The organism is Cupriavidus sp. WS (assembly GCF_000395345.1).
GTDB classification, from domain to species: Bacteria; Pseudomonadota; Gammaproteobacteria; order Burkholderiales; family Burkholderiaceae; genus Cupriavidus; species Cupriavidus basilensis_B.
On the sequence record NZ_AQPL01000470.1, the window covers coordinates 1 to 20,302 of the forward strand.

Consider the following 20,302-nt stretch of genomic DNA (forward strand, 5'->3'; position numbering starts at 1 on the left):
GACGTTCAGCAGCCAACGTTAAGCCGTTGACTTTGAAGCCAAGCAGCACAAATAAACCACTCCCCCCTCACTCATAACTCCTAGCATCCTCAATAACCCTCCCATCCTGCGGCAACGCCCCCACCGCCACAAACCGTACCTCCCCACGCAACCGCAACACCTCCCGCACCGACTCCCCGATCGCGCGGGCCAGGCTCTCGTCATTCCCCACAGCCTCGCAATGCAGGGTCATCACATCGGCTCCCACGCGGCCCGTGACGATGAGGCGAGCGGCCCGCACTTCGGGATGCCGCCGCATGACCTCCCCAACCTGCCCGGGATGCACGAACATCCCTTTGACCTTGGTGGTCTGGTCGGCGCGGCCGAGCCATCCCTTGAGCCGCAGGTTGGTGCGCCCGCACGGGCTGGCGCGCTCGGCGGAGCCGGCCACGAAGGCGGAGAGGTCGCCGGTGCCGAAGCGGATCAGCGGATAGTCGCCGTTGCCGAGCACCGTCACCACCACCTCGCCGACCTCGCCGTCGGGCATCGGCTGCGTGCCGCCGGGCTCGACGATCTCCACCAGCACGCCTTCGTCCACCACCCAGCCGTCCGCGCCTTCGCTCTCGTAGGCGACCAGGCCGACGTCGGCGCTGCCGTACATCTGCTGCACGCGGATGCCGCGCTCGCCGAACCACGCGCGCAGCGAGGGCGGCAGCGCCTCGCCGGAGACCAGCGCCTTGCGCAGGCTGGTGCACGGCAGGCCCATCTCGTCGCCCTTCTCCAGCAGGATGCGCAGGAACGAGGGCGTGCCCGCGTAGGCGGCCGGCTGCAGGCTGGCCAGCGCCTGCACCTGCGATTCGGTCTGGCCCACGCCGGCCGGGAACACGCAGCAGCCCAGCTTGTGCGCGCCGCTCTCCATCATCATGCCGGCCGGCGTGAAGTGATAGGAGAAGGTGTTGTAGACCAGATCCCCGGCGCGAAAGCCGGCGGCGAACATGGCGCGCGCGATGCGCCACCAGTCCGCGCCGTGGCCGTCCGGCTCGTGAATGGGGCCGGGCGACTGGAAGATGTGGCGCAGCCCGCCCAGCGGCGTGGCGTTGAGCCCGCCGAGCGGCGGCGCGGCGCGCTGGCGCTGCGTGAGCTCGGACTTGCGCGTCACCGGCAGCGCGGCCAGCGCCGCGCGCGAGTCGAGCGCGTCCGGGTCCACCTCGCGCAGCAGTTGCGCGAAGTACGGCGCGTGCGCCTTGGCGTGGGCCACCTGCCGGCGCAGGTCCGCCAGCAGGGCCTGCGCGCGCGCGGCGGGCGCGCGCGTTTCCAGCGAATCGAAGTGTTCGGACATGGTTTGCGTATGAGTCGCGTGAATAGGGGCGATGCGGAAATCAGGCGAGCCAGCGCTTCCTTCGGCGATAACTCTTGACGTCGCGGAACGAGCTGCGCCCGCCGCCCTCGCCGTCGTTGGCCGCCACGCCGAGGTAGAACTCCTTCACGTCCTCGTTGGAGCGCAGCGCCTCGGCGGCGCCGTCCATCACCACGCGGCCGTTCTCGAGGATGTAGCCGTAGTCGGCGTAGCGCAGCGCCACCATCGTGTTCTGCTCGGCCAGCAGGAAGCTGACCTTCTCGCGCTGGTTGAGGTCGCGCACGATCTCGAAGATCTCTTCCACGATCTGCGGCGCGAGGCCCATCGAGGGCTCGTCGAGCAGGATCATGCTGGGCTTGGCCATCATGGCCCGGCCGATCGCGCACATCTGCTGCTCGCCGCCGGAGGTGTAGCCGGCCTGCGACTTGCGGCGCGTCTTCAGGCGCGGGAAATAGGCATAGATGTGCTCCAGCGCGTCGCGCGTCTCGGCGCGCGAGAGGCCGCGCGTGTAGGCGCCGGTGAGCAGGTTTTCTTCCAGCGTGAGGTGGGCGAAGCAGTGGCGCCCTTCCATCACCTGGATCACGCCGCGCCTGACCAGCGCGTTGGGCGTGAGGCGGTCCACGCGGTCGCCGCGGTATTCGATGGAGCCCTTGGTGACGTCGCCGCGCTCGGCATGCAGCAGGTTGGAGATGGCCTTGAGCGTGGTGGTCTTGCCCGCGCCGTTGGCGCCCAGCAGCGCCACGATCCGGCCTTCCGGCACGTCGAGCGAGACGCCCTTGAGCACCAGGATGACGTGGTCGTAGATGACTTCGATGTTGTTGACGGACAAGAGGGTCATGGTACGGCTCGGTTGGTGGTTCTTTCTGGCTGCGCCTGGCGTTTTCCTGCTCCCCTCTCCCACTTCATGGGAGAGGGGAGCAAACCCACAGCATCAGGCCATCACGACTTCATGCACCCCGGCGTGATTCCCTTCTCCTTGGCGAACTGCGCGGCGGTGGCCTTGAACAGCGGGTGGATCAGGTTCTTGTTGCCTTCGATCCAGTCGGACACCACGGTCCACCTGGCGCCGTCCCATTGCTGGATCTTCACCTTGCCGGAGCCTTCGTGGTTGTCGCAGCTGGTCTTGATCTCGGGCAGCAGGCCGGTGGCGCCGAGCTGCTGCAGGCGCGCGCTGGTGAGGTTGAGGTTCTCGAAGGCCCAGCGCATGTCGTCGCCGCTCATGACCTTGCCCTTGCCGTATTTGGCCTGGGCCACGCGAATGGCTTCCACCGTGACCACGGCGGCGGACACGCCGCGGTTGTAGAGCACGGAGCCGACCTTGTTGCGGTCCTGCATGTTGCCCTTGCCGGCGCCGTAGACCACCTTGTCGATGTCGGCGATGACGGGCACGGTCTTGCCGGCCACGTTCCAGGTGGCGCTCATGTAGCCCTTGGCGGCGTCGCCGGCGGGCACGGTGTCTTCCTCGGAGCCGGCCCACCACGAGCCGATCATCTTGTCGCGCGCGTAGCCGACCTTCTGCGCGGCCTTGAGCGCGGTCTGGTTCATCACGCCCCAGCCCCAGAAGATCACGTAGTCGGGGTTTTCCTGGCGGATCTTGAGCCACTGCGCGCCCTGCTCGTTGCCGGGGTGCGCCACCGGGATCTCGACGAGGTTGAACTTGCCGAGCTTGGCCTCGGCTTCCAGCGCCACGATGGGCTCCTTGCCGTAGGCGGAGTCGTGGTACAGGTAGACGATCTTCTTGCCGGCGAGCGAGCCGCCGTTCTTGCCGGCCAGGAACTTGACGATGGCCGAGACCTGCATCTGGTAGGTGGTCACGAGCGGGAAGGCGTAGGGGAACACCGAGCCGTCCACCGCGTCGGTGCGGCCGTAGCCCATCATCACCAGCGGCACCTTGTCGGCCGAGGTCTTGTCCACCAGCGCGTAGGAGATGCCGGTGGACATGGTGTGGTACGCGGTGCCCTTGCTGGCCGCGCTCTTGGACTTCAGGCGCTCATAGCATTCCACGCCCTTGGCGTTGTTGTACTCGGTCTCGCATTCTTCCCAAGAGAGCTTGACGCCGTTGACGCCGCCGTCCTTGAGGTTGACGTAATTGAGGTAGTCGATGAAGCCGCCGTAGAAGGACTGCCCGTTGGCGCCGTACGGCCCCACGCGGTAGCTGGGCAGCGCCACGAACTGCTCGCCGCTCTGGGCCTGCGCGGCCGGCGGCGCCAGCAGCGCGGCGCACGCGCCCGCGGCCACGGCGATGCGCCGCAGGTTGCGAATCAGGATGGTCATGACAGTCTCCTTCACCTTGGCAGGTGTGTGTTTGTTATGGAATAACCGTTTTGCTTGGTCCGACCTCGAAATCTCGTCAATGTCTCAATGCGGGAACGGCCACAGCCGCAGCTTTTCCTTGGCGATCTGCCACAGCCGCGCGAGCCCGTGCGGCTCCACCACCAGGAAGAAGATGATGAGCGCGCCGAACACCATCAGCTGGATATGCGACACCGCCGCGTTGGTGAACGGCAGGTGCAGCAGCGCGGCCAGCGGCGGCAGCACGTTGTCCAGGAAGATCGGCAGCAGCAGGATGAAGGCCGCGCCGAGGAAGGCGCCGAGGATGCTGCCCACGCCGCCGATGATGATCATGAACAGCACGCGGAACGACAGGTCCAGCGAGAAGCCGTCCGGCTCCACCGAGCCGAGGTAGCAGAACGCATAGAGCGCGCCGGCCACGCCGCAGTAGAACGAGCTGACGGCGAACGCCAGCAGCTTGGTGCGCATGAGCGGGATGCCGATCACCTCGGCGGCCACGTCCATGTCGCGCACCGACATCCACGCGCGGCCCGTGGACGAGCGCACCAGGTTCTTGGCCACCACCGCCAGCACCGTCACCAGCGCGAGCACGAACAGGTATTTCTTCACGGGCGTGTCGATGGCGATGCCGAACAGCGCGAGCTTCTGCGCGGTGATCACGCCGGAGGAGCTGTTGTTGGAGAACCAGGGAAACTTGGTCAGCGCCCACACCACGAAGAACTGCGCGGCCAGCGTGGCCACGGCGAGGTAGAAGCCCTTGATGCGCAGCGACGGCAGGCCGAACGCCACACCGACCAGCGCGGCGGACAGCCCCGCCAGGATGAACGTGAGCAGCACCGGCAGCCCTTCGATGCGCAGCTGGAAGTTGTACGCGGCGTAGGCGCCCACCGCCATGAACGCGGCGGTGCCGAGCGAGAGCTGGCCGGCGTAGCCGGTCAGGATGTTGAGGCCGAGCGCGGCCAGCGCGAAGATCAGGAACGGGATCAGGATGGCGGAGAACCAGTATTCCGACGCGGTGAACGGAAGCGCCACGAAGGCCACCGCCATCAGCACGGCGAAGCCGATGCGGTCCTGGCGGATCGGGAATACCTGGCTGTCGGCCTCGTAGGTGGTCTTGAACTGGCCGGCTTCACGATAGAACATGGGGTTGTCTCCTGTTGGGGCCGTGCCGCTCAGACGCGGTCGATGTGTTTTTCGCCGAACAGCCCCTCGGGCCGCACCAGCAGGAAGAGCAACGCGAACACGTAGGGGAACCACCCTTCGATGCCGCCGAAGTTGCCGCCGAACGCGGACTGGAACACCGGCGGAATGTAGATCTCGGCCAGCTTCTCGGACGCGCCGATGATGAGCCCGCCGACGATGGCGCCCGGCACCGAGGTGAAGCCGCCCAGGATCAGCACCGGCAGCGCCTTGAGCGCCGTCAGCGTCAGCGCGAACTGCACGCCATTGCGCGAGCCCCACAGCATGCCCGCCACCAGCGCGACGAACCCCGCCACGCCCCACACGATGGCCCAGATGTGCTGCAGCGGAATCCCCAGCGACAGCGCCGCCTGGTGGTCGTCCGCCACCGCGCGCAGCGCGCGGCCGACCTTGGTGAACTGGAAGAACAGCGCCAGCGCGCCGACCAGGATGCCGGCGATGGCCGCCGCGGCGAGGTCGAACTTGGACAGCACGATGTTGAAGCGCGTGAGGATGGCCTCGATCGGCTCGTCGACGATGCCGAGGTTGATCGGCCGCACTTCGTTGCCGAACAGCAGCGGCCCCAGCCCTTCGAGAAAGAACGACAGGCCGATGGTGGCCATGAACAGCGTGATGGGCGGCTGGTTGACCAGCTTGCGCAGCACGAAGCGCTCGGTGCTGATGCCCACCACCAGCATCACGCCGAACGCGCCGATCACCGCGGCCCACATCGGCAGGCCCTTGTCCATCAGCCCCACCACCGCGAGCGCGGCGAAGTAGACCATCGCGCCCTGGGCGAAGTTGAACACGCCCGAGGCCTTGTAGATCAGCACGAAGCCGAGCGCCACCAGCGAGTACATCAGTCCCGACAGCAGGCCGCCGATCAGGATCTCGAAGAAGAACGTCATGATGTTCCTTGTTCCCTGTTACCTGGATCCCGCGCGTCAGTGCCCGGCGCCGAGGTAGGCGCGGATCACGTCCGGGTTGGCCTTGACCACGTCGGGCGTGCCGTCGCCGATCTTCTTGCCGTAGTCGAGCACCACCACGCGGTCGGAGATGTCCATCACCACGCCCATGTCGTGCTCGATCAGCACGATGGTGGTGCCGAACTGGTGGTTCACGTCGAGGATGAAGCGGCACATGTCCTGCTTTTCTTCCACGTTCATGCCGGCCATCGGTTCGTCGAGCAGCAGCATGGACGGCTCGGCCGCCAGCGCCCGCGCGAGTTCCACGCGCTTCTGCAGGCCGTAGGGCAGGCGCCCCACCGGGGTCTTGCGGATGGCCTGGATCTCCAGGAAGTCGATCACTTCCTCGACCTTGCGGCGGTGCCGCGTTTCCTCGTTGCGCGCCGGGCCCCACCACAGCGCGTTGGCCAGCAGGCCGCTGCGGAATTTGGTGTTGCGCCCGGTCATGATGTTGTCGAGCACGGTCATGCCCTTGAACAGCGCGATGTTCTGGAAGGTGCGCGCGATGCCCTGGCGCGCGGCCTCGGTCGGATGCATCTTGCGGCGTTCCTCGCCGCGAAAGACGATGCGGCCCTGCTGCGGGTGGTAGACCCCGTTGATGACGTTGAGCATGGAACTCTTGCCCGCGCCATTGGGGCCGATGATGGCGCGGATCTCGTGCTCGCGCACATCGAACGAGATGTCGGTGAGCGCCTTCACCCCGCCGAACGAGAGCGAGATGTTCTGCAGGTCCAGGATCACGTCGCCGGCCTGGCGCGCGTGCGCCTGCGCGGCCTGCGCATCCTCCCGCGGAGACTCCGCCGCGATCGCCGCGGCGGACGCGCCGCTCCATGCGGGCTGGCCATCGCCGCCGCGCGCTACGCCTTGCCATGCCATCTGCGTCATCCTTGCGTCCCCGCTCATGCCGCGCGCGCCGCGCCGGCGGCCGGCGGGAAGCGCTTCACATCGACCAGCTTCAGGGTGGCCGAGACGCTGCCTTCGCGCCCGTCCTCGAACTTCACGCGCGTCTCGATGAACTGCTCGCCGCGGCCGGCGAACAGCGCATCGACCAGCGCGGCGTATTTCTCCGCGATAAAGCCGCGCCGCACCTTGCGCGTGCGCGTGAGCTCGTCGTCGTCGGGGTCGAGCTCCTTGTGCAGGATCAGGAAGCGCGCCACCTGCGAGCCGGCCAGCATGGCGTCGGCCGCGAGGTCCGCGTTCACCTGCGCCACGCACTCGCCGATCATGGCGATCACCTCGGGCTGCGCGGCCAGGTCGATATAACCGGCATACGGCAGGTGGCGCCGCTCGGCCCAGTTGCCCACCGCGTCGAAGTCGATGTTGATGAACGCGCAGACGCGCTCGCGCCCGGTGCCGAAGGCCACCGCTTCCTTGATGTAGGGGAAGAACTTGAGCTTGTTCTCGATGTACTTGGGCGCGAACATCGCGCCGTCGGCGAGCTTGCCCACGTCCTTGGCGCGGTCGATGATCTTGAGGTGGCCGTCGGCGTCGATCACGCCGGCGTCGCCGGTCATGAAATAGCCTTCGTCGTTGATGGCCTCGCGGGTGGCGTCGTCGCGCTTGTAGTAGGACTTGAGCAGGCCCACGCCGCGCACCAGCACCTCGCCGTTGTCGGCAATGCGGATCTCCATGCCGGGCGCGGCCGGGCCGACCGAGTCGAACTTGACCTTGCCGTCGGGCTGCAGGCAGACGTAGGCGCAGGTCTCGGTCTGGCCGTAGAACTGCTTGAGGTTGACGCCGATGGAGCGGTAGAAGCGGAACAGGTCCGGGCCGATGGCCTCGCCGGCGGTGTAGCCCACGCGGATGCGGCTCATGCCGAGCACGTTGCGCAGCGGCCCGTAGATCAGCGCTTCGCCGACGGCGTAGCGCAGGCGCTCGGCCAGCGGCACCGGGCGGCCGTCGAGGATGTCGGTGCCGCAGCGGCGCGCCACGTTCATGGCCCAGTGGAACAGGCGCCGCTTGGCCCAGCCCGCGTCTTCCATGCGGATCATCACCTGCGTGAGCAGGTTCTCGTAGATGCGCGGCGGCGCGAAGTAATAGGTAGGGCCGATCTCGCGCAGGTCGGTCATCACGGTGTCGCGCGACTCGGGGCAATTCACCGTGAAACCGGCCACCAGCGCCTGCGCGTAGGAGAACAGGTTGTCGCCGACCCACGCCATCGGCAGGTAGGACAGCACGTCGTCGCCGGGCACGAGGCCGTCGAACGCGCAGCCGTTGCGCGCCGCGCCGATCAGGCCGCGGTGCGAATGGCACACGCCCTTGGGCTTGCCGGTGGTGCCGGAGGTGTAGAGGATGATGGCGGTGTCCTCGGGCGAGCCGGCCTCGACCGCGGCATCGAAGAAACCGGGGTTGGCGCGGTCGAACTCGCGGCCGATCTCCTGCAGGCGCGCATACGACATCAGCGCCGGATGGTCGTAGCCGCGCAGCCCGCGCGGGTCTTCGTAGACGATGTGGCGCACGGCGCGCTGCGCCTGGACTTCGAGCAGCTTGTCGACCTGCTCCTGGTCCTCGACGATGGCGAAGTCGATCTCGGCGTCGTCGAGCACGTAGACCATCTCGCCGCCGATGGCGTCCTGGTACAGCGGCACGGGCACGCCGCCGAGCGCCTGCGCGGCGCTCATGGCCCAGTACAGGCGCGGGCGGTTGTCGCCCACCACCGCGAGGTTCATGCCGCGCGCAAAACCGAGCGCGGCCAGCCCGCAGGCGAGCGCGCGCACCTCCTGCGCGGCCTGCGCCCAGCTGTAGGTCTGCCAGATACCGAGGTCCTTCTCGCGGTAGGCCGGGCTTCCGGGCCGCTGCTGGGCATGCGCCAGCAGCAGGCGCGGGAAGGTCGTCGCCGACGGTTCCTGCATCGCTGTCTCCTTTCCCTCGGCGGCGGGGCTCCGCGGCCGGTGTCAAGCCTGCTTCCGCTGGTTATACTTGGCCTGTTTTGCCCGCCGGCGGCCCTGCGGCTGCCGCGTCGCAACAAGCCCGCCGCGCCTGTCCTGGCGCGCACTCGCGGTTCGTGGTGATCGTAAGATAGTTCATGCCATTTCCCCCGGTTGTCACGCCGGTGACAATTCGGGGTTAATCCCTACGGGAAGGGTTTTCAGCTAATGCTTAACGATTTCGTGGACCGCTGCGTGTGGGCGGCCGACCTCACGCCCGAGCAGCGCGACCGCGTGCGCCGCGCGATGTGCGTGCGCGAGTACAGCCAGGGCGACTACGTCTGCCACAAGGGCGACGTGGCCGAGCACTGGCTGGGCGTGCTCGAAGGCATCGTCAAGATCACCACGGTGTCGCCCTCGGGCAAGTCGGTGACGTTCACCGGCGTGCCCACCGGCGGCTGGTTCGGCGAGGGCGCGGTGCTCAAGCGCGAGATCCGCAAGTACGACGTGATGGCGCTGCGCCGCTCGCGCATCGCCTTCCTGCCGCTCGACACCTTCCAGTGGCTGCTCGATACCAGCCTGCCGTTCACGCGCTTCCTGCTCACGCAGTTCAACGAGCGGCTCGGGCAGTTCATCGCCGCGGTGGAATACGAGCGCCTGCTCGACATCGACTCGCGCGTGGCGCGCGCGGTGTCGTCGCTGTTCAACGAGCACCTGTATCCGGGGCTGGGCACCACGCTGGAAATCTCGCAGGAGGAGATCGGCCTGCTGGCGGGCATCTCGCGCCAGCGCGCCAACCAGGCGCTCAAGGTGCTGGAGCAACAGGGGCTGGTGAAGGTGGACTACGGCGTGATCGAGGTGCTGGACCTGGAGGGGCTGCGGCAGTACGGAGAGTGACGCTCCGGGTTGCTTCCCCGCGGCGCCGGCTACCGCCGCCGTGCGTCAGGATGATGACGGCGGCGGGCCGATGCGCGCCGCGCGACAGGGCCGCATCCGGCGGGCATGCGCGTCACGCCGCTCCTATACAATCGCGCCTCGTCTCCCAGCGTCCTCCGACAAGTATCCCCATCATGCGAAAGGCTTTCCTGGCCGCCCTGGCGGCGCTGACCTGCGGCGCGTCCGCGCTGGCCGCCACCGAGATCCGCGGCGCGGGCTCCACCGCCGCCGCGCCCATCTACCGCGTCTGGGCGGACGGCTACAAGGCCGCCACCGGCGTCACGCTCCAGTACGACGCGGTCGGCTCGGGCGAGGGCCTCAAGCGCGTGCGCGCCGGGCAGGTGGATTTCGGCGCGTCGGACGTGCCCATGCCGGAGGCGGAAGCGAAGAAGGCCGGGCTGGTGTTCGTGCCGTCGGTGGTGACGGGCGCGGTGCCGGTGGTCAACCTGCCCGGCGTGCCGCAGGGCAGGCTCAAGCTGACCGGCGAGGTGCTGGCGGCGATCTTCCTGGGCAAGCTCACGGCGTGGGACGCGCCGGAGATCCGCGCGCTCAACCCCGGCATCGCGCTGCCGCGCCTGCCGATCCGCCCGGTGGTGCGCGCGGACGGCTCGGGCACCACCTACCATTTCAGCAGCTACCTGAGCGCTGTGAGCGCGGACTGGAAGGCCACCTACGGCACCCAGTCCACCTTGCCGTGGCCGTCGTCCTTCACCGCCGCGCGCGGCAGCAGCGAGGTGGTCGGTGCCGTGCAGGGCACGGCCGGCACCATCGGCTACGTGGACTACAACTACGTGCTCGACGCCGGCCTCAACGCCGTGCAGCTGCGCAACGCGGCCGGGCGCTTCGTGCCGGCGCAGGTCGACAACTTCCGCGAGGCGGTGGTGCAGAGCGAGTGGAACCAGAAGGGCAACTTCACCGCGAGCCTGGTGAACCAGCCGGGCGCCAACGCGTGGCCGATCACGATGGGCACCTTCATCGTGGTGCCGGCGGTCAGCCAGAGCGGCGCGCGCACGCTCGATGCGCTGAAGTTCGTCACCTGGGGCTACCTGCGCGGCGACGACCTGGCGCGCGAGGCGAAGTTCGTGCCGCTGCCCGAGCGCGTGCAGGCGCGCGCCTACCGCGAGCTGGCGCGCGTGACCGACCGCTCGGGCGCGCCGATCGGCCTGAGCAGCATCGGCGCGCCGGGCCGCTGACGCGCGGGCCGCCCCGCTGCCGGGCGGCGACCACGGGGTGACGGCTACAAGGTGACGACGATCTTGCCGACCTGCGCGTTGGACTCCATGTAGCGGTGCGCCGCGGCCATGTCCTCGAAGGCGAAGGTCTTGTCCACCACCGAGCGCAGCTGGCCGGAGGCGAGCCCGGCGTTGACGAAGTCGCGGGCCTTGCCGAGCCGCTCCGGGTCGGTGGTGATCTCGAACAGCTCGTAGCCGCGCAGCGTCAGGTGCTTGCCGAGCAGGTCCATCACCGGCACCGGGATGTCGCCAGTGTCGAGCGCGCCGTACTGGAAGAAGATGCCGCCCGCGCATAGCGCCTTGAACAGCCTGGCGGCTTCCGGCCCGCCGACCGGGTCGAACGCCATGCGCGCGCCGGCGCCGCCGGTGATGCGCGCCACCTCGGCAACGAGATCCTGCTCCTGCGTGGCGATGACATGCGCCGCGCCGGCGTCCAGCAGCGCCTGCCGCTTGCCGCTGCCGCGCGTCAGCGCCACCGGCACCGCGCCCGCCATCCTGGCGATCTGGATCGCGGCCAGGCCCACGCTGCTGGAGGCCGCGCGCACCAGCACGGTCTCGCCGGCGCGCAGGTTGCCGAGTTCGACCAGCGCGCCGTAGGCGGTGACGAACATCATCCACGCCGCGGCGGCATCGACGAACGACAGGCCGCGCGGGTGCTTCACCACCGCATGCGCGGGCGCGTTGACGAGCTCGCCGTACATGCCGTAGTCGGCGAACGAGAAGGCGGGCACCACGCTGACCTCGTCGCCGGGCGCGAAGCCCGCCACGCCGGCGCCGACCGCATCGACCACGCCGGCGGCTTCATAGCCCAGGCGGGCCGGAAAGCGCGGCTCGATCACGTATTGCCCGCTGCGGTACATCACTTCGGCGCGGTTCAGGCCGATCGCCTTGACGCGGATGCGCACTTCGCCGGCGCCGGGCGCGGCCACCTCCACTTCATGCAGCTCCAGCACCTCGGGACCGCCGGTGCGGTTGAACTGATAGACCTTTGGCATTGCGTCGTTCTCTTGGCGAATCTGGCGGTTGTCTGAAAATGAGGCGGAGCGGGGAACGGCAGTCAGAACGCGTAGCGGCGCATGCCGCCGTCGACCAGCATCACCGTGCCGGTGATGTAGCGCGCCCGCGGCGACACCAGGAACGCCACCGCGTTGGCCACGTCCTCGGGCTCGCCGAAGTCGCGCAGCGCGATCTCGCGCTCGGCGAACTTGCGGCGCTCGTCGCCGGGGTACAGGCGGCGGATCTGCGCGGTGTCGATCAGGCCGGGCTGCACGCAGTTGACCGTGATGCCGTGCTGGCCGAGCTGCTCGGACAGGCCCTTGGACCAGACCACGAGGCCGGCCTTGGCCACCATCGCGGCATTGACCACTTCCGGCTCGAGGTTGCCGGACAGGCTGACGATGGCGCCCGACTTGCGTTCGAGGAAATTGGGCAGCAGCGCCTGGGTGAGCTGGCGGTGGCGGTCGAAGTTGAGCGTCATGCCTTCGAGCCATTGCGCCTCGGGCGCGTCCACGCCCATCGGGCGGCTGCCGCCGGCGTTGTTGACGAGGATGTCGACGTGGCCGAGCCGCGCCAGCGCGGCGTCGGCGATGCGGCGCGGGCCGTCGTCGGCGACGAAGTCCTGCACCAGCAGGACGGGGTCGGCGCCGCCGGCGGCGACGATCTCGTCGGCCAGGCTGGCGAGCAGCGCTTCGTCGCGCGCGGTCGCCAGCACCCTGGCGCCCTCGGCGGCCAGCGTCCTGGCGATGGCGCGGCCGATGCCCTGGCTGGCGCCGGTGACGACGGCGGTCTTGCCGCTGAGCTGCAGGTCCATCTTGTTTCCCGGTTCGGTGCCGCGTGGGCGGCAAATGCGATTGGCAGGCGGGCGCAGGCGCCGACCTCGTCGCCCGGCCGTGGCATGCGAAGACCCGCGAAGACCAGCAAGGACCGGCACTGCCCGCGGCGGGAATCTACGCGCAATGCCCGCGCCGATAAACGCGCGCCGGCGAACTTGACTATTGCCGTGGCAATAACAATGGCGCGCGGCCGCCGCTCAGGCCAGCCCGCGCTCGACGAACAACGCCTCCAGCCAGCCGATGAACGCATCGACCTTGGGCGGCCGGTGGCGGCGCTGCGTCATGACCACGGAGATCGGCCTGGGCACCGGCTTGCAGTGCGGCAGGACCTCGACCAGTTGGCCGGCGTCGATGTAGGGCTGCAGCGCGGGCCGCAGGCCCTGCAGCAGGCCGAGTCCGGCCAGCCCGCAGGCGTGGAACGCTTCGGAGTCGTCCACCACGATGTCGCTGGGCACCTGCCTGGTGACGATGCGGTCGCCCGCGTCGAACTGCCATTCGAGCGTGCGCCGGCCGTGCTGGACCAGGAAGTTGACCGCGACGTGGCGGTCGAGGTCGTCGAGCGAGGCCGGCGTGCCGTGCCGGGCCAGGTAGCCGGGCGAGCCGCACGTCACCATCGGGATGGTGCCGATGCGGCGCGCCACCAGGCTGGAATCGGCCAGCTCGCCGAGGCGCACGGCGCAGTCCACGCCTTCGCCGATCAGGTCGACGTGGTGGTCGGATGAGCGCAGCACGAGCTCGATGGCGGGATAGCGCCGGCGGAAGTCGGGCAGCGCCGGCACGATGATGGCCTTGGCCACCGCCGTGGGCATGTCCAGGCGCAGCTTGCCCTTGGGCGGGCGCGTCGGCGAGAACAGCGCGAGCGTGTCGGCGAAGTCGCCGAGCAGTTGGGTGCAGCGCTGGTAGAACTCCTCGCCTTCCTCGGTCATGCTCAGCTTGCGCGTGGTGCGGTGGAGCAGTTGCACGCCCAGCTCGCGCTCGAGCTGCTGGATGGCCTTGGTCACGGCGGGGCGATGGAACTGATTGGCCTGCGCGGCGCGCGCGAAGCTGCCGTGGTCGACCACCTGGACGAAGATTCCCATCGCTTCGAACATATTCATGCTTGCCTTGTCCTGTCTGAGATCTGAAAGTTGCCGGCGCGCGCCATTTTCGTTCATTGCCCGCGCGCGGGCGGGACGCGGCTTCGCGTGCGCTCTTTCGTGCGGTTTTTTGTGCGGTTTTTTGTGCGGACTCGCGCACCAGAATGGATCATCGCCGCGCCGCCACTGCGACAACATGCCGCAGGTGACGGCGCCGCATCGGGCACCGCATTAATCGTTTGAAATATTTCGCCCGGACAATGTCGGGAAAACCCTGCGTAGCCGGGATAGAATCACCTATCTGCGTATCGGTAGGCGCACTCACGCCACGCATCGTGAGGCCCCGGCGGCACGTTCCTTGCTCGCTTCTGCGGCATGACTGCCACCGTCCCGAAACGCTCGACACCGGGCTGCCTCGTGCCCCGCGCCAGGAACCAAACTCCGGCGCAGGCTGCCTGAGCGTTCGTTGCCCGGTATTTCATTTCCCTATCATCCTCTTGTAATCATCTGACCTGTCAGCTATCTTCGCATCCACAATCGCAATTGCCGCCGGATTTCCGGCGTAGGCGCCTGCTGGCGGGCGCTCTCACTCAACCGTATCGGCTGACCCACGCGACCGCAGAATGGACGGTCCGGCGGTCGAGCGGGTCTCGCAGTCTTTCAATCTTCTAGGAAATCGCAATGCAACGATCGCGCATCACGCGTGCTTTGATTCTGGGCGTGCCGGGGATTGCCCTGGCCGCGCTCGCCGGATGCGGCAAGAAAGAACAGGCGGCCGCGGCACCGCAGCCGCCGCAGGTCGGGGTGGTCACGCTGGCGCCGGAGTCGGTCATGGTGGACTCCGAGCTGCCGGGCCGCACCACCGCCTACCTCGTCGCCGAAGTGCGGCCGCAGGTCGACGGCATCATCCAGCACCGGCTGTTCAAGGAAGGCAGCGACGTCAAGCAGGGTCAGCAGTTGTACCAGATCGACCCGTCCACCTACGACGCCGCCTACAAGAGCGCGCAGGCCACGCTGGAATCGAGCCGGCTGCTGGCCGAGCGCTACGGCAAGCTGGTCGCCGACGAGGCGGTCAGCAAGCAGGCCGCGGCCGAGGCCAAGGCGTCGTTCCTGCAGGCGCAGGCCGCCGTGCAGCGCGCCGAGATCAACCTGCGCTACACCAAGGTGCTGGCGCCGATCTCCGGGCGCATCGGCCGCTCCAGCGTGACCCAGGGCGCGCTGGCGGTCAACGGGCAGGCCACCGCGCTGGCCACGGTGCAGCAGATCGACCCGATCTTCGTCGACGTGACGCAGCCCTCGTCCACGCTGCTGCGCCTGCGCCGCGAGCTGGCCGACGGCAAGCTCGACGGCGCCGGCGCCAACGCGGCCAAGGTGAACCTGCGGCTGGAGGACGGCACGACCTACCCCGAGACCGGCCGGCTCGAGTTCTCCGAGGTGTCGGTGGACCAGGGCACCGGCTCGGTGACGCTGCGCGCGGTGTTCCCGAACCCGAACCACGTGCTGCTGCCGGGCATGTTCGTGCACGCGCGCCTGAGCGAAGGCGTCAAGGCCAACGCGATCCTGGCGCCGCAGGTCGGCGTCACGCGCGACCTCAAGGGCCAGGCCACCGCGCTGGTGGTCAACGCCAAGGACGAGGTCGAGCTGCGCACGCTCACCACCGAGCGCGCGGTCGGCGACAAGTGGCTGGTGAGCAGCGGCCTGAACGCCGGCGACCGCGTCATCGTCGAGGGCCTGCAGTTCGTGCGCCCGGGCGCCAAGGTCAAGGCGGTGCCGGCGGCCGCGCAGGCTTCCGGCAACGCGCCGGCCGCCGCCGCGCCGGCCAAGTCCTGAGCACGCGCCCGAGCAAGGAACAAGGGATAAGGAATCCTCCATGTCTAAATTCTTCATCGATCGCCCGATCTTCGCGTGGGTGATCGCGCTGGTCATCATGCTCGCCGGCGTGCTGTCGATCCGGGCACTGCCGATCAGCCAGTACCCGGCGATCGCGCCGCCGACCATCGCCATTTCGGTCAACTACCCCGGCGCTTCCGCCGAGACGGTGCAGGACACGGTCGTGCAGGTCATCGAGCAGCAGCTCAATGGCCTGGACCGCCTGCGCTACATCTCGTCGGAAAGCAATTCCGACGGCAGCATGACCATCACCGTGACCTTCGAGCAGGGCACCAACCCCGACATCGCGCAGGTGCAGGTGCAGAACAAGCTGCAGCTGGCCACGCCGCTGCTGCCGCAGGAAGTCCAGCAGCAGGGCATCCGCGTGACCAAGTCGGTGCGCAACTTCCTGCTCATCGTGGGCCTGATCTCGACCGATCCGAAGGTGACGCGCGAGGACTTGTCGAACTACATCGTCTCGAACATCCAGGATCCGCTGTCGCGCACCTACGGCGTGGGCGACTTCCAGGTGTTCGGCTCGCAGTACGCGATGCGCGTGTGGATCGACCCGGCCAAGCTCAACAGCTTCCAGCTCGCGCCGCTCGACGTCAGCAACGCCATCAAGGCGCAGAACGTGCAGGTGGCCTCCGGCCAGCTGGGCGGGCTGCCGGCGGTCAAGGGCCAGCAGCTCAACGCCAGCGTGATCGGCAAGACCCGCCTGCAGACCAGCGAGCAGTTCGGCAACATCCTGCTCAAGGTCAACCCGGACGGCTCGCAGGTGCGCCTGAAGGACGTGGCGCAGGTGGAGCTGGGCGGCCAGGACTACAACATCAACGCGCTCTACAACGGCCAGCCGGCTTCCGGCATCGCCGTGCGCCTGGCCAGCGGCGCCAACGCGCTGGAGACGGTCAAGGCGATCCGCCAGACGCTGGACCAGCTGCAGCCGTTCTTCCCGCAGGGCATGAAGGTAGTGTACCCGTATGACACCTCGCCGGTGATCTCGGGCTCCATCCACGAGGTGGTGAAGACGCTGCTCGAAGCCATCGTGCTGGTGTTCCTGGTGATGTACCTGTTCCTGCAGAACGTGCGCGCCACGCTGATCCCGACCATCGCCGTGCCGGTGGTGCTGCTGGGCACGTTCGGCGTGCTGGCGGCGTTCGGCTACTCGATCAACACGCTGACCATGTTCGGCATGGTGCTGGCGATCGGCCTGCTGGTGGACGATGCCATCGTGGTGGTGGAGAACGTCGAGCGGGTGATGGCCGAGGAAGGGCTGTCGCCCAAGGAGGCCGCGCGCAAGTCGATGGGGCAGATCCAGGGCGCGCTGGTGGGCATCGCGATGGTGCTCTCGGCGGTGTTCCTGCCGATGGCGTTCTTCGGCGGCTCGACCGGCGTGATCTACCGCCAGTTCTCGATCACCATCGTCTCGTCGATGGTGCTGTCGGTGCTGGTGGCGCTGGTGCTGACGCCGGCGCTGTGCGCGACCATGCTCAAGCCGATCGACAAGGGCGACCACGGCGAGCACAAGCGCGGCTTCTTCGGCTGGTTCAACCGCAAGTTCATCTCCACCACGCAGAGCTACGAGCGCAGCGTGCAGGGCATCCTGCGCCGGCGCATTCCGTTCCTGCTGCTCTACGTGGCGATCGTCGCGGCGATGGCCTTCCTGTTCACGCGCATCCCGACCTCGTTCCTGCCGGAAGAAGACCAGGGCGTGCTGTATGCCCAGGTGCAGACGCCGCCGGGCGCGACCGCCGAGCGCACGCAGAAGGTGCTCGACCAGATGCGCGAGTACCTGCTCAAGGACGAAGGCAAGGTGGTGGACTCGCTGTTCACGGTCAACGGCTTCAACTTCGCCGGCCGCGGCCAGAACTCGGGCCTGGCGTTCATCCTGCTCAAGCCGTGGGAAGAGCGCAGCGGCGAGAACACCAGCGTGTTCGACCTGACCCAGCGCGCGCAGCGCAAGTTCGCCTCGTTCCGCGATTCGCTGTCGTTCGCGTTCGCGCCGCCCGCGGTGCAGGAGCTCGGCAACGCCACCGGCTTCGACCTCTACATGCAGGACCAGGCGGGCCTGGGCCACCAGGCGCTGATGAACGCGCGCGACAAGTTCCTGCAGCTCGCGTCGAAGAACCCGGTGCTGCAGCGCGTGCGCCCGAACGGCCTGAACGACCAGCCGCAGTACATGCTGGAAATCGACGACGAGAAGGCGCGCGCGCTGGGCCTGTCGCTGTCGGACATCAACAACACGGTGTCGATCGCGTGGGGCTCGAGCTACGTCAACGACTTCATCGACCGCGGCCGCGTCAAGCGGGTCTACCTGCAGGGCCAGCCCAACTCGCGCATGAACCCGGACGACGTGGACAAGTGGTTCGTGCGCAACGACAAGGGCACGATGGTGCCGTTCTCGGCCTTCGCCACCGGCCGCTGGGGTTATGGCTCGCCCAAGCTGCAGCGCTACAACGGCGTGCCGGCGGTGGAAGTGCTCGGCGAGCCGGCCGCGGGCCGCAGCTCGGGCGAGGCGATGGCCGCCGTCGAGGAAATCATGAAGCAGATGCCGCCGGGCATCGGCTATGCGTGGACCGGCCTGTCGTATGAAGAGCGGCTGTCGGGCTCGCAGGCGCCGGCGCTGTACGCGCTGTCGCTGCTCGTGGTGTTCCTGTGCCTGGCCGCGCTGTACGAAAGCTGGTCGATCCCGTTCTCGGTGATGCTGGTGGTGCCGCTGGGCGTGATCGGCGCGCTGCTGGCCACGCTGCTGCGCGGGCTGTCCAACGACGTGTTCTTCCAGGTGGGCCTGCTGACCACGGTCGGCCTGTCGGCCAAGAACGCGATCCTGATCGTGGAATTCGCCAAGGAGCTGCATGAGCAGGGCAAGGGCCTGGTCGAGTCCGCGGTCGAGGCCTGCCGCATGCGGCTGCGCCCGATCATCATGACCTCGCTCGCGTTCATGCTGGGCGTGGCGCCGCTGGCGGTATCGAGCGGCGCCGGCGCCGGCAGCCAGCACGCGATCGGCACGGGCGTGATCGGCGGCATGGTGACGGCCACGGTCCTGGCCATCTTCTGGGTGCCGCTGTTCTTCGTCGCGGTGGGCGCGCTGTTCAAGCGCAAGCCCCACGACGACGCCGCCCCCATCAAAACGGAAGCGCTCCAATGAAAAAACACGTGATTGGCCTGGCCGCCGCGGCGGCGCTCGCTGCGCTGTCCGGTTGCAGCCTGATTCCGCACTACGAGCGCCCGGCCGCGCCGGTGGCGGGCGCCTACCCGCAGGGCCCGGCCTACCCGCAGGCCGCCCCCGCCCAGGCGCCGCAGGCGACCGAACTCGGCTGGCGCGAGTTCTTCGCCGACCCGCGCCTGCGCCGCCTCATCGAGACGGCGCTCGACAACAACCGCGACCTGCGCGTGGCCGCGCTCAACGTCGAGGCCTACCGCGCGCAGTACCGCATCCAGCGCGCCGAGCTGTTCCCCGAGGTGGACGCCAGCGGCTCGGGCTCGCGCCAGCGCGTGCCGGCCGACCTGTCCACCACCGGCCAGCGCGTCATCAGCAGCAGCTACGGCGTGTCGCTCGGCACCACCGCGTGGGAGCTCGACCTGTTCGGGCGCGTGCGCAGCCTGAGCACCGCCACGCTGGAGCGCTACTTCGCCAGCCAGGAAGCCATGCGCGGCACCCATGTCGCGCTGGTCGCCAGCGTGGCGGACGCCTACCTGACGCTGCGCGCCGACGAGGCGCTGCTGAAGCTCACGCGCGACACGCTCGGCACCTACGAGCGCAGCTACCGCCTGACCAAGCGCAGCTACGACGAAGGCGTGGCCTCGCGCCTGGACCTGCGCCAGGCGCAGACCAGCGTGGAAACCGCGCGCGCCAGCCTGGCCCGCTACACGCGCCAGGTCGCGCAGGACGAGAACGCGCTGCTGGTGCTGCTCGGCACCGCCAGCATGCCGGCCGACCTGCCGCCTGGGCTGGACCTCGACCAGAAGCTGCTGGCCGAAGTCCCGGCCGGCCTGCCGTCCGACCTGCTGCAGAACCGGCCCGACATCCTCTCGGCCGAGCACCAGTTGCTGTCGGCCAACGCCGACATCGGCGCGGCGCGCGCGGCGTTCTTCCCCAGCATCAGCCTGACCGCCTCCGCCGGCACGGCCAGCAACCAGCTCTCCGACCTGTTCTCGGCGGGCTCGGGCACCTGGTTGTTCCAGCCGCACATCAACCTGCCGCTGTTTACCGCGGGCAGCCTGTCGGCAAGCCTGGACTACGCGCGCATCCAGAAGGACATCAACGTGGCGCAGTACGAACGCACCATCCAGACCGCCTTCCGCGAAGTCGCCGACGGGCTGGCCGCGCGCGGCACGTTCAGCGAGCAGCTCCAGGCGCAGACGCGGCTGGTCGACGCCACGCAGGACTACTACAAGCTGGCCGAGCAGCGTTACCGCACCGGGGTCGACAATTACCTGACCGTGCTCGACGCGCAGCGCCAGCTGTATAGCGCGCAGCAGGTGCTGATTGGCGACCGGCTCAACCAGTTGAGCAGCGAGGTCAATCTGTACAAGGCGCTTGGAGGTGGGTGGAAGGATGTGGTTGGGGGGGCCGGGACGCCGGCTTCGTAGGGGGGAGGCTGGGTTCCTTGTTCTAGCTGCTGTGGGCCTGGCGGCTCGGACTTGATTGGTGGTTCGAGCTTGGGGTCCTTGTTCTAGCTTTCGTGGGTCTTTAGGCTCGGGCGGTTTTGGTGCTT

The 20,302-nt window shown here is 68.5% G+C and carries 15 protein-coding genes; 5 read left to right on the forward strand and 10 right to left on the reverse strand.

What is annotated here, in order from left to right; genetic code table 11:
- Positions 1 to 67: 67 nt before the first annotated feature.
- The 7 genes from K206_RS0131520 to K206_RS0131550 form a co-directional block, all read right to left on the reverse strand.
- Positions 68 to 1,318, reverse strand: coding sequence for a phenylacetate--CoA ligase family protein (locus K206_RS0131520; protein ID WP_020206304.1), 1,251 nt, complete (start codon positions 1,316 to 1,318; stop codon positions 68 to 70).
- A 40-nt stretch (positions 1,319 to 1,358) separates the two neighbouring features.
- On the reverse strand, positions 1,359 to 2,174 hold the full coding sequence (locus K206_RS0131525) for an ABC transporter ATP-binding protein (protein WP_020206305.1): 816 nt from the start codon (positions 2,172 to 2,174) through the stop codon (positions 1,359 to 1,361).
- 101 nt (positions 2,175 to 2,275) lie between these two features.
- Positions 2,276 to 3,610, reverse strand: a complete 1,335-nt coding sequence (locus K206_RS0131530) for an ABC transporter substrate-binding protein (protein WP_020206306.1) — start codon at positions 3,608 to 3,610, stop codon at positions 2,276 to 2,278.
- An 84-nt stretch (positions 3,611 to 3,694) separates the two neighbouring features.
- On the reverse strand, positions 3,695 to 4,771 hold the full coding sequence (locus K206_RS0131535) for a branched-chain amino acid ABC transporter permease (protein WP_020206307.1): 1,077 nt from the start codon (positions 4,769 to 4,771) through the stop codon (positions 3,695 to 3,697).
- 29 nt (positions 4,772 to 4,800) lie between these two features.
- Positions 4,801 to 5,715 (reverse strand): branched-chain amino acid ABC transporter permease, encoded by a 915-nt coding sequence (locus K206_RS0131540; RefSeq protein WP_020206308.1) that lies wholly within the window; start codon positions 5,713 to 5,715, stop codon positions 4,801 to 4,803.
- A gap of 36 nt (positions 5,716 to 5,751) precedes the next feature.
- A complete protein-coding gene (locus K206_RS0131545; protein ID WP_020206309.1) occupies positions 5,752 to 6,657 on the reverse strand; it encodes an ABC transporter ATP-binding protein in 906 nt (301 codons plus the stop codon).
- Between the two features lie 14 nt (positions 6,658 to 6,671).
- A complete protein-coding gene (locus tag K206_RS0131550) occupies positions 6,672 to 8,624 on the reverse strand; it encodes a long-chain fatty acid--CoA ligase (protein WP_020206310.1) in 1,953 nt (650 codons plus the stop codon).
- A gap of 243 nt (positions 8,625 to 8,867) precedes the next feature.
- Here K206_RS0131550 and K206_RS0131555 point away from each other — a divergent pair, with 243 nt between their 5' ends.
- Positions 8,868 to 9,536, forward strand: coding sequence for a Crp/Fnr family transcriptional regulator (locus tag K206_RS0131555; protein ID WP_020206311.1), 669 nt, complete (start codon positions 8,868 to 8,870; stop codon positions 9,534 to 9,536).
- Positions 9,537 to 9,709: 173 nt separating this feature from the next.
- The gene (gene pstS, locus K206_RS0131560; protein ID WP_020206312.1) at positions 9,710 to 10,768 is read left to right on the forward strand and encodes a phosphate ABC transporter substrate-binding protein PstS; all 1,059 of its coding nucleotides are present in this window, start codon (positions 9,710 to 9,712) and stop codon (positions 10,766 to 10,768) included.
- Positions 10,769 to 10,812: 44 nt separating this feature from the next.
- Here the strand turns inward: pstS and K206_RS0131565 are convergent, their stop codons facing one another.
- The 3 genes from K206_RS0131565 to K206_RS0131575 all read right to left on the reverse strand — a co-directional run bounded on the left by K206_RS0131565 (position 10,813) and on the right by K206_RS0131575 (position 13,736).
- Entirely contained in the window at positions 10,813 to 11,802 is a 990-nt protein-coding gene (locus K206_RS0131565) for a zinc-dependent alcohol dehydrogenase family protein (RefSeq protein WP_020206313.1), read from the reverse strand.
- 62 nt (positions 11,803 to 11,864) lie between these two features.
- On the reverse strand, positions 11,865 to 12,617 hold the full coding sequence (locus tag K206_RS0131570) for an SDR family NAD(P)-dependent oxidoreductase (protein ID WP_020206314.1): 753 nt from the start codon (positions 12,615 to 12,617) through the stop codon (positions 11,865 to 11,867).
- Between the two features lie 219 nt (positions 12,618 to 12,836).
- Positions 12,837 to 13,736 carry a LysR family transcriptional regulator gene (locus K206_RS0131575; protein WP_029044302.1) on the reverse strand — a complete coding sequence of 300 codons (900 nt, stop codon included), beginning with the start codon at positions 13,734 to 13,736 and terminating at the stop codon, positions 12,837 to 12,839.
- Positions 13,737 to 14,396: 660 nt separating this feature from the next.
- Here K206_RS0131575 and K206_RS0131580 point away from each other — a divergent pair.
- The 3 genes from K206_RS0131580 to K206_RS0131590 are packed head-to-tail and all read left to right on the forward strand — an operon-like array spanning position 14,397 to position 20,177.
- Entirely contained in the window at positions 14,397 to 15,545 is a 1,149-nt protein-coding gene (locus tag K206_RS0131580) for an efflux RND transporter periplasmic adaptor subunit (RefSeq protein WP_029044303.1), read from the forward strand.
- Positions 15,546 to 15,585: 40 nt separating this feature from the next.
- The gene (locus K206_RS0131585) at positions 15,586 to 18,732 is read left to right on the forward strand and encodes an efflux RND transporter permease subunit (protein WP_020206317.1); all 3,147 of its coding nucleotides are present in this window, start codon (positions 15,586 to 15,588) and stop codon (positions 18,730 to 18,732) included.
- Positions 18,729 to 20,177 carry an AdeC/AdeK/OprM family multidrug efflux complex outer membrane factor gene (locus K206_RS0131590; RefSeq protein ID WP_020206318.1) on the forward strand — a complete coding sequence of 483 codons (1,449 nt, stop codon included), beginning with the start codon at positions 18,729 to 18,731 and terminating at the stop codon, positions 20,175 to 20,177. Before K206_RS0131585 ends, K206_RS0131590 begins: the two co-directional genes overlap by 4 nt.
- The last annotated feature ends 125 nt before the right edge of the window (positions 20,178 to 20,302 follow it).

Bases quoted from the DNA above. Each gene is read 5' to 3' on its own strand.
- K206_RS0131520 (WP_020206304.1), bottom strand. From the start codon at position 1,318: ATGTCCGAACACTTCGATTCGCTGGAAACGCGCGCGCCCGCCGCGCGC.
- K206_RS0131525 (WP_020206305.1), bottom strand. From the start codon at position 2,174: ATGACCCTCTTGTCCGTCAACAACATCGAAGTCATCTACGACCACGTC.
- K206_RS0131530 (WP_020206306.1), bottom strand. From the start codon at position 3,610: ATGACCATCCTGATTCGCAACCTGCGGCGCATCGCCGTGGCCGCGGGC.
- K206_RS0131535 (WP_020206307.1), bottom strand. From the start codon at position 4,771: ATGTTCTATCGTGAAGCCGGCCAGTTCAAGACCACCTACGAGGCCGAC.
- K206_RS0131540 (WP_020206308.1), bottom strand. From the start codon at position 5,715: ATGACGTTCTTCTTCGAGATCCTGATCGGCGGCCTGCTGTCGGGACTG.
- K206_RS0131545 (WP_020206309.1), bottom strand. From the start codon at position 6,657: ATGACGCAGATGGCATGGCAAGGCGTAGCGCGCGGCGGCGATGGCCAG.
- K206_RS0131550 (WP_020206310.1), bottom strand. From the start codon at position 8,624: ATGCAGGAACCGTCGGCGACGACCTTCCCGCGCCTGCTGCTGGCGCAT.
- K206_RS0131555 (WP_020206311.1), top strand. From the start codon at position 8,868: ATGCTTAACGATTTCGTGGACCGCTGCGTGTGGGCGGCCGACCTCACG.
- pstS (WP_020206312.1), top strand. From the start codon at position 9,710: ATGCGAAAGGCTTTCCTGGCCGCCCTGGCGGCGCTGACCTGCGGCGCG.
- K206_RS0131565 (WP_020206313.1), bottom strand. From the start codon at position 11,802: ATGCCAAAGGTCTATCAGTTCAACCGCACCGGCGGTCCCGAGGTGCTG.
- K206_RS0131570 (WP_020206314.1), bottom strand. From the start codon at position 12,617: ATGGACCTGCAGCTCAGCGGCAAGACCGCCGTCGTCACCGGCGCCAGC.
- K206_RS0131575 (WP_029044302.1), bottom strand. From the start codon at position 13,736: ATGAATATGTTCGAAGCGATGGGAATCTTCGTCCAGGTGGTCGACCAC.
- K206_RS0131580 (WP_029044303.1), top strand. From the start codon at position 14,397: ATGCAACGATCGCGCATCACGCGTGCTTTGATTCTGGGCGTGCCGGGG.
- K206_RS0131585 (WP_020206317.1), top strand. From the start codon at position 15,586: ATGTCTAAATTCTTCATCGATCGCCCGATCTTCGCGTGGGTGATCGCG.
- K206_RS0131590 (WP_020206318.1), top strand. From the start codon at position 18,729: ATGAAAAAACACGTGATTGGCCTGGCCGCCGCGGCGGCGCTCGCTGCG.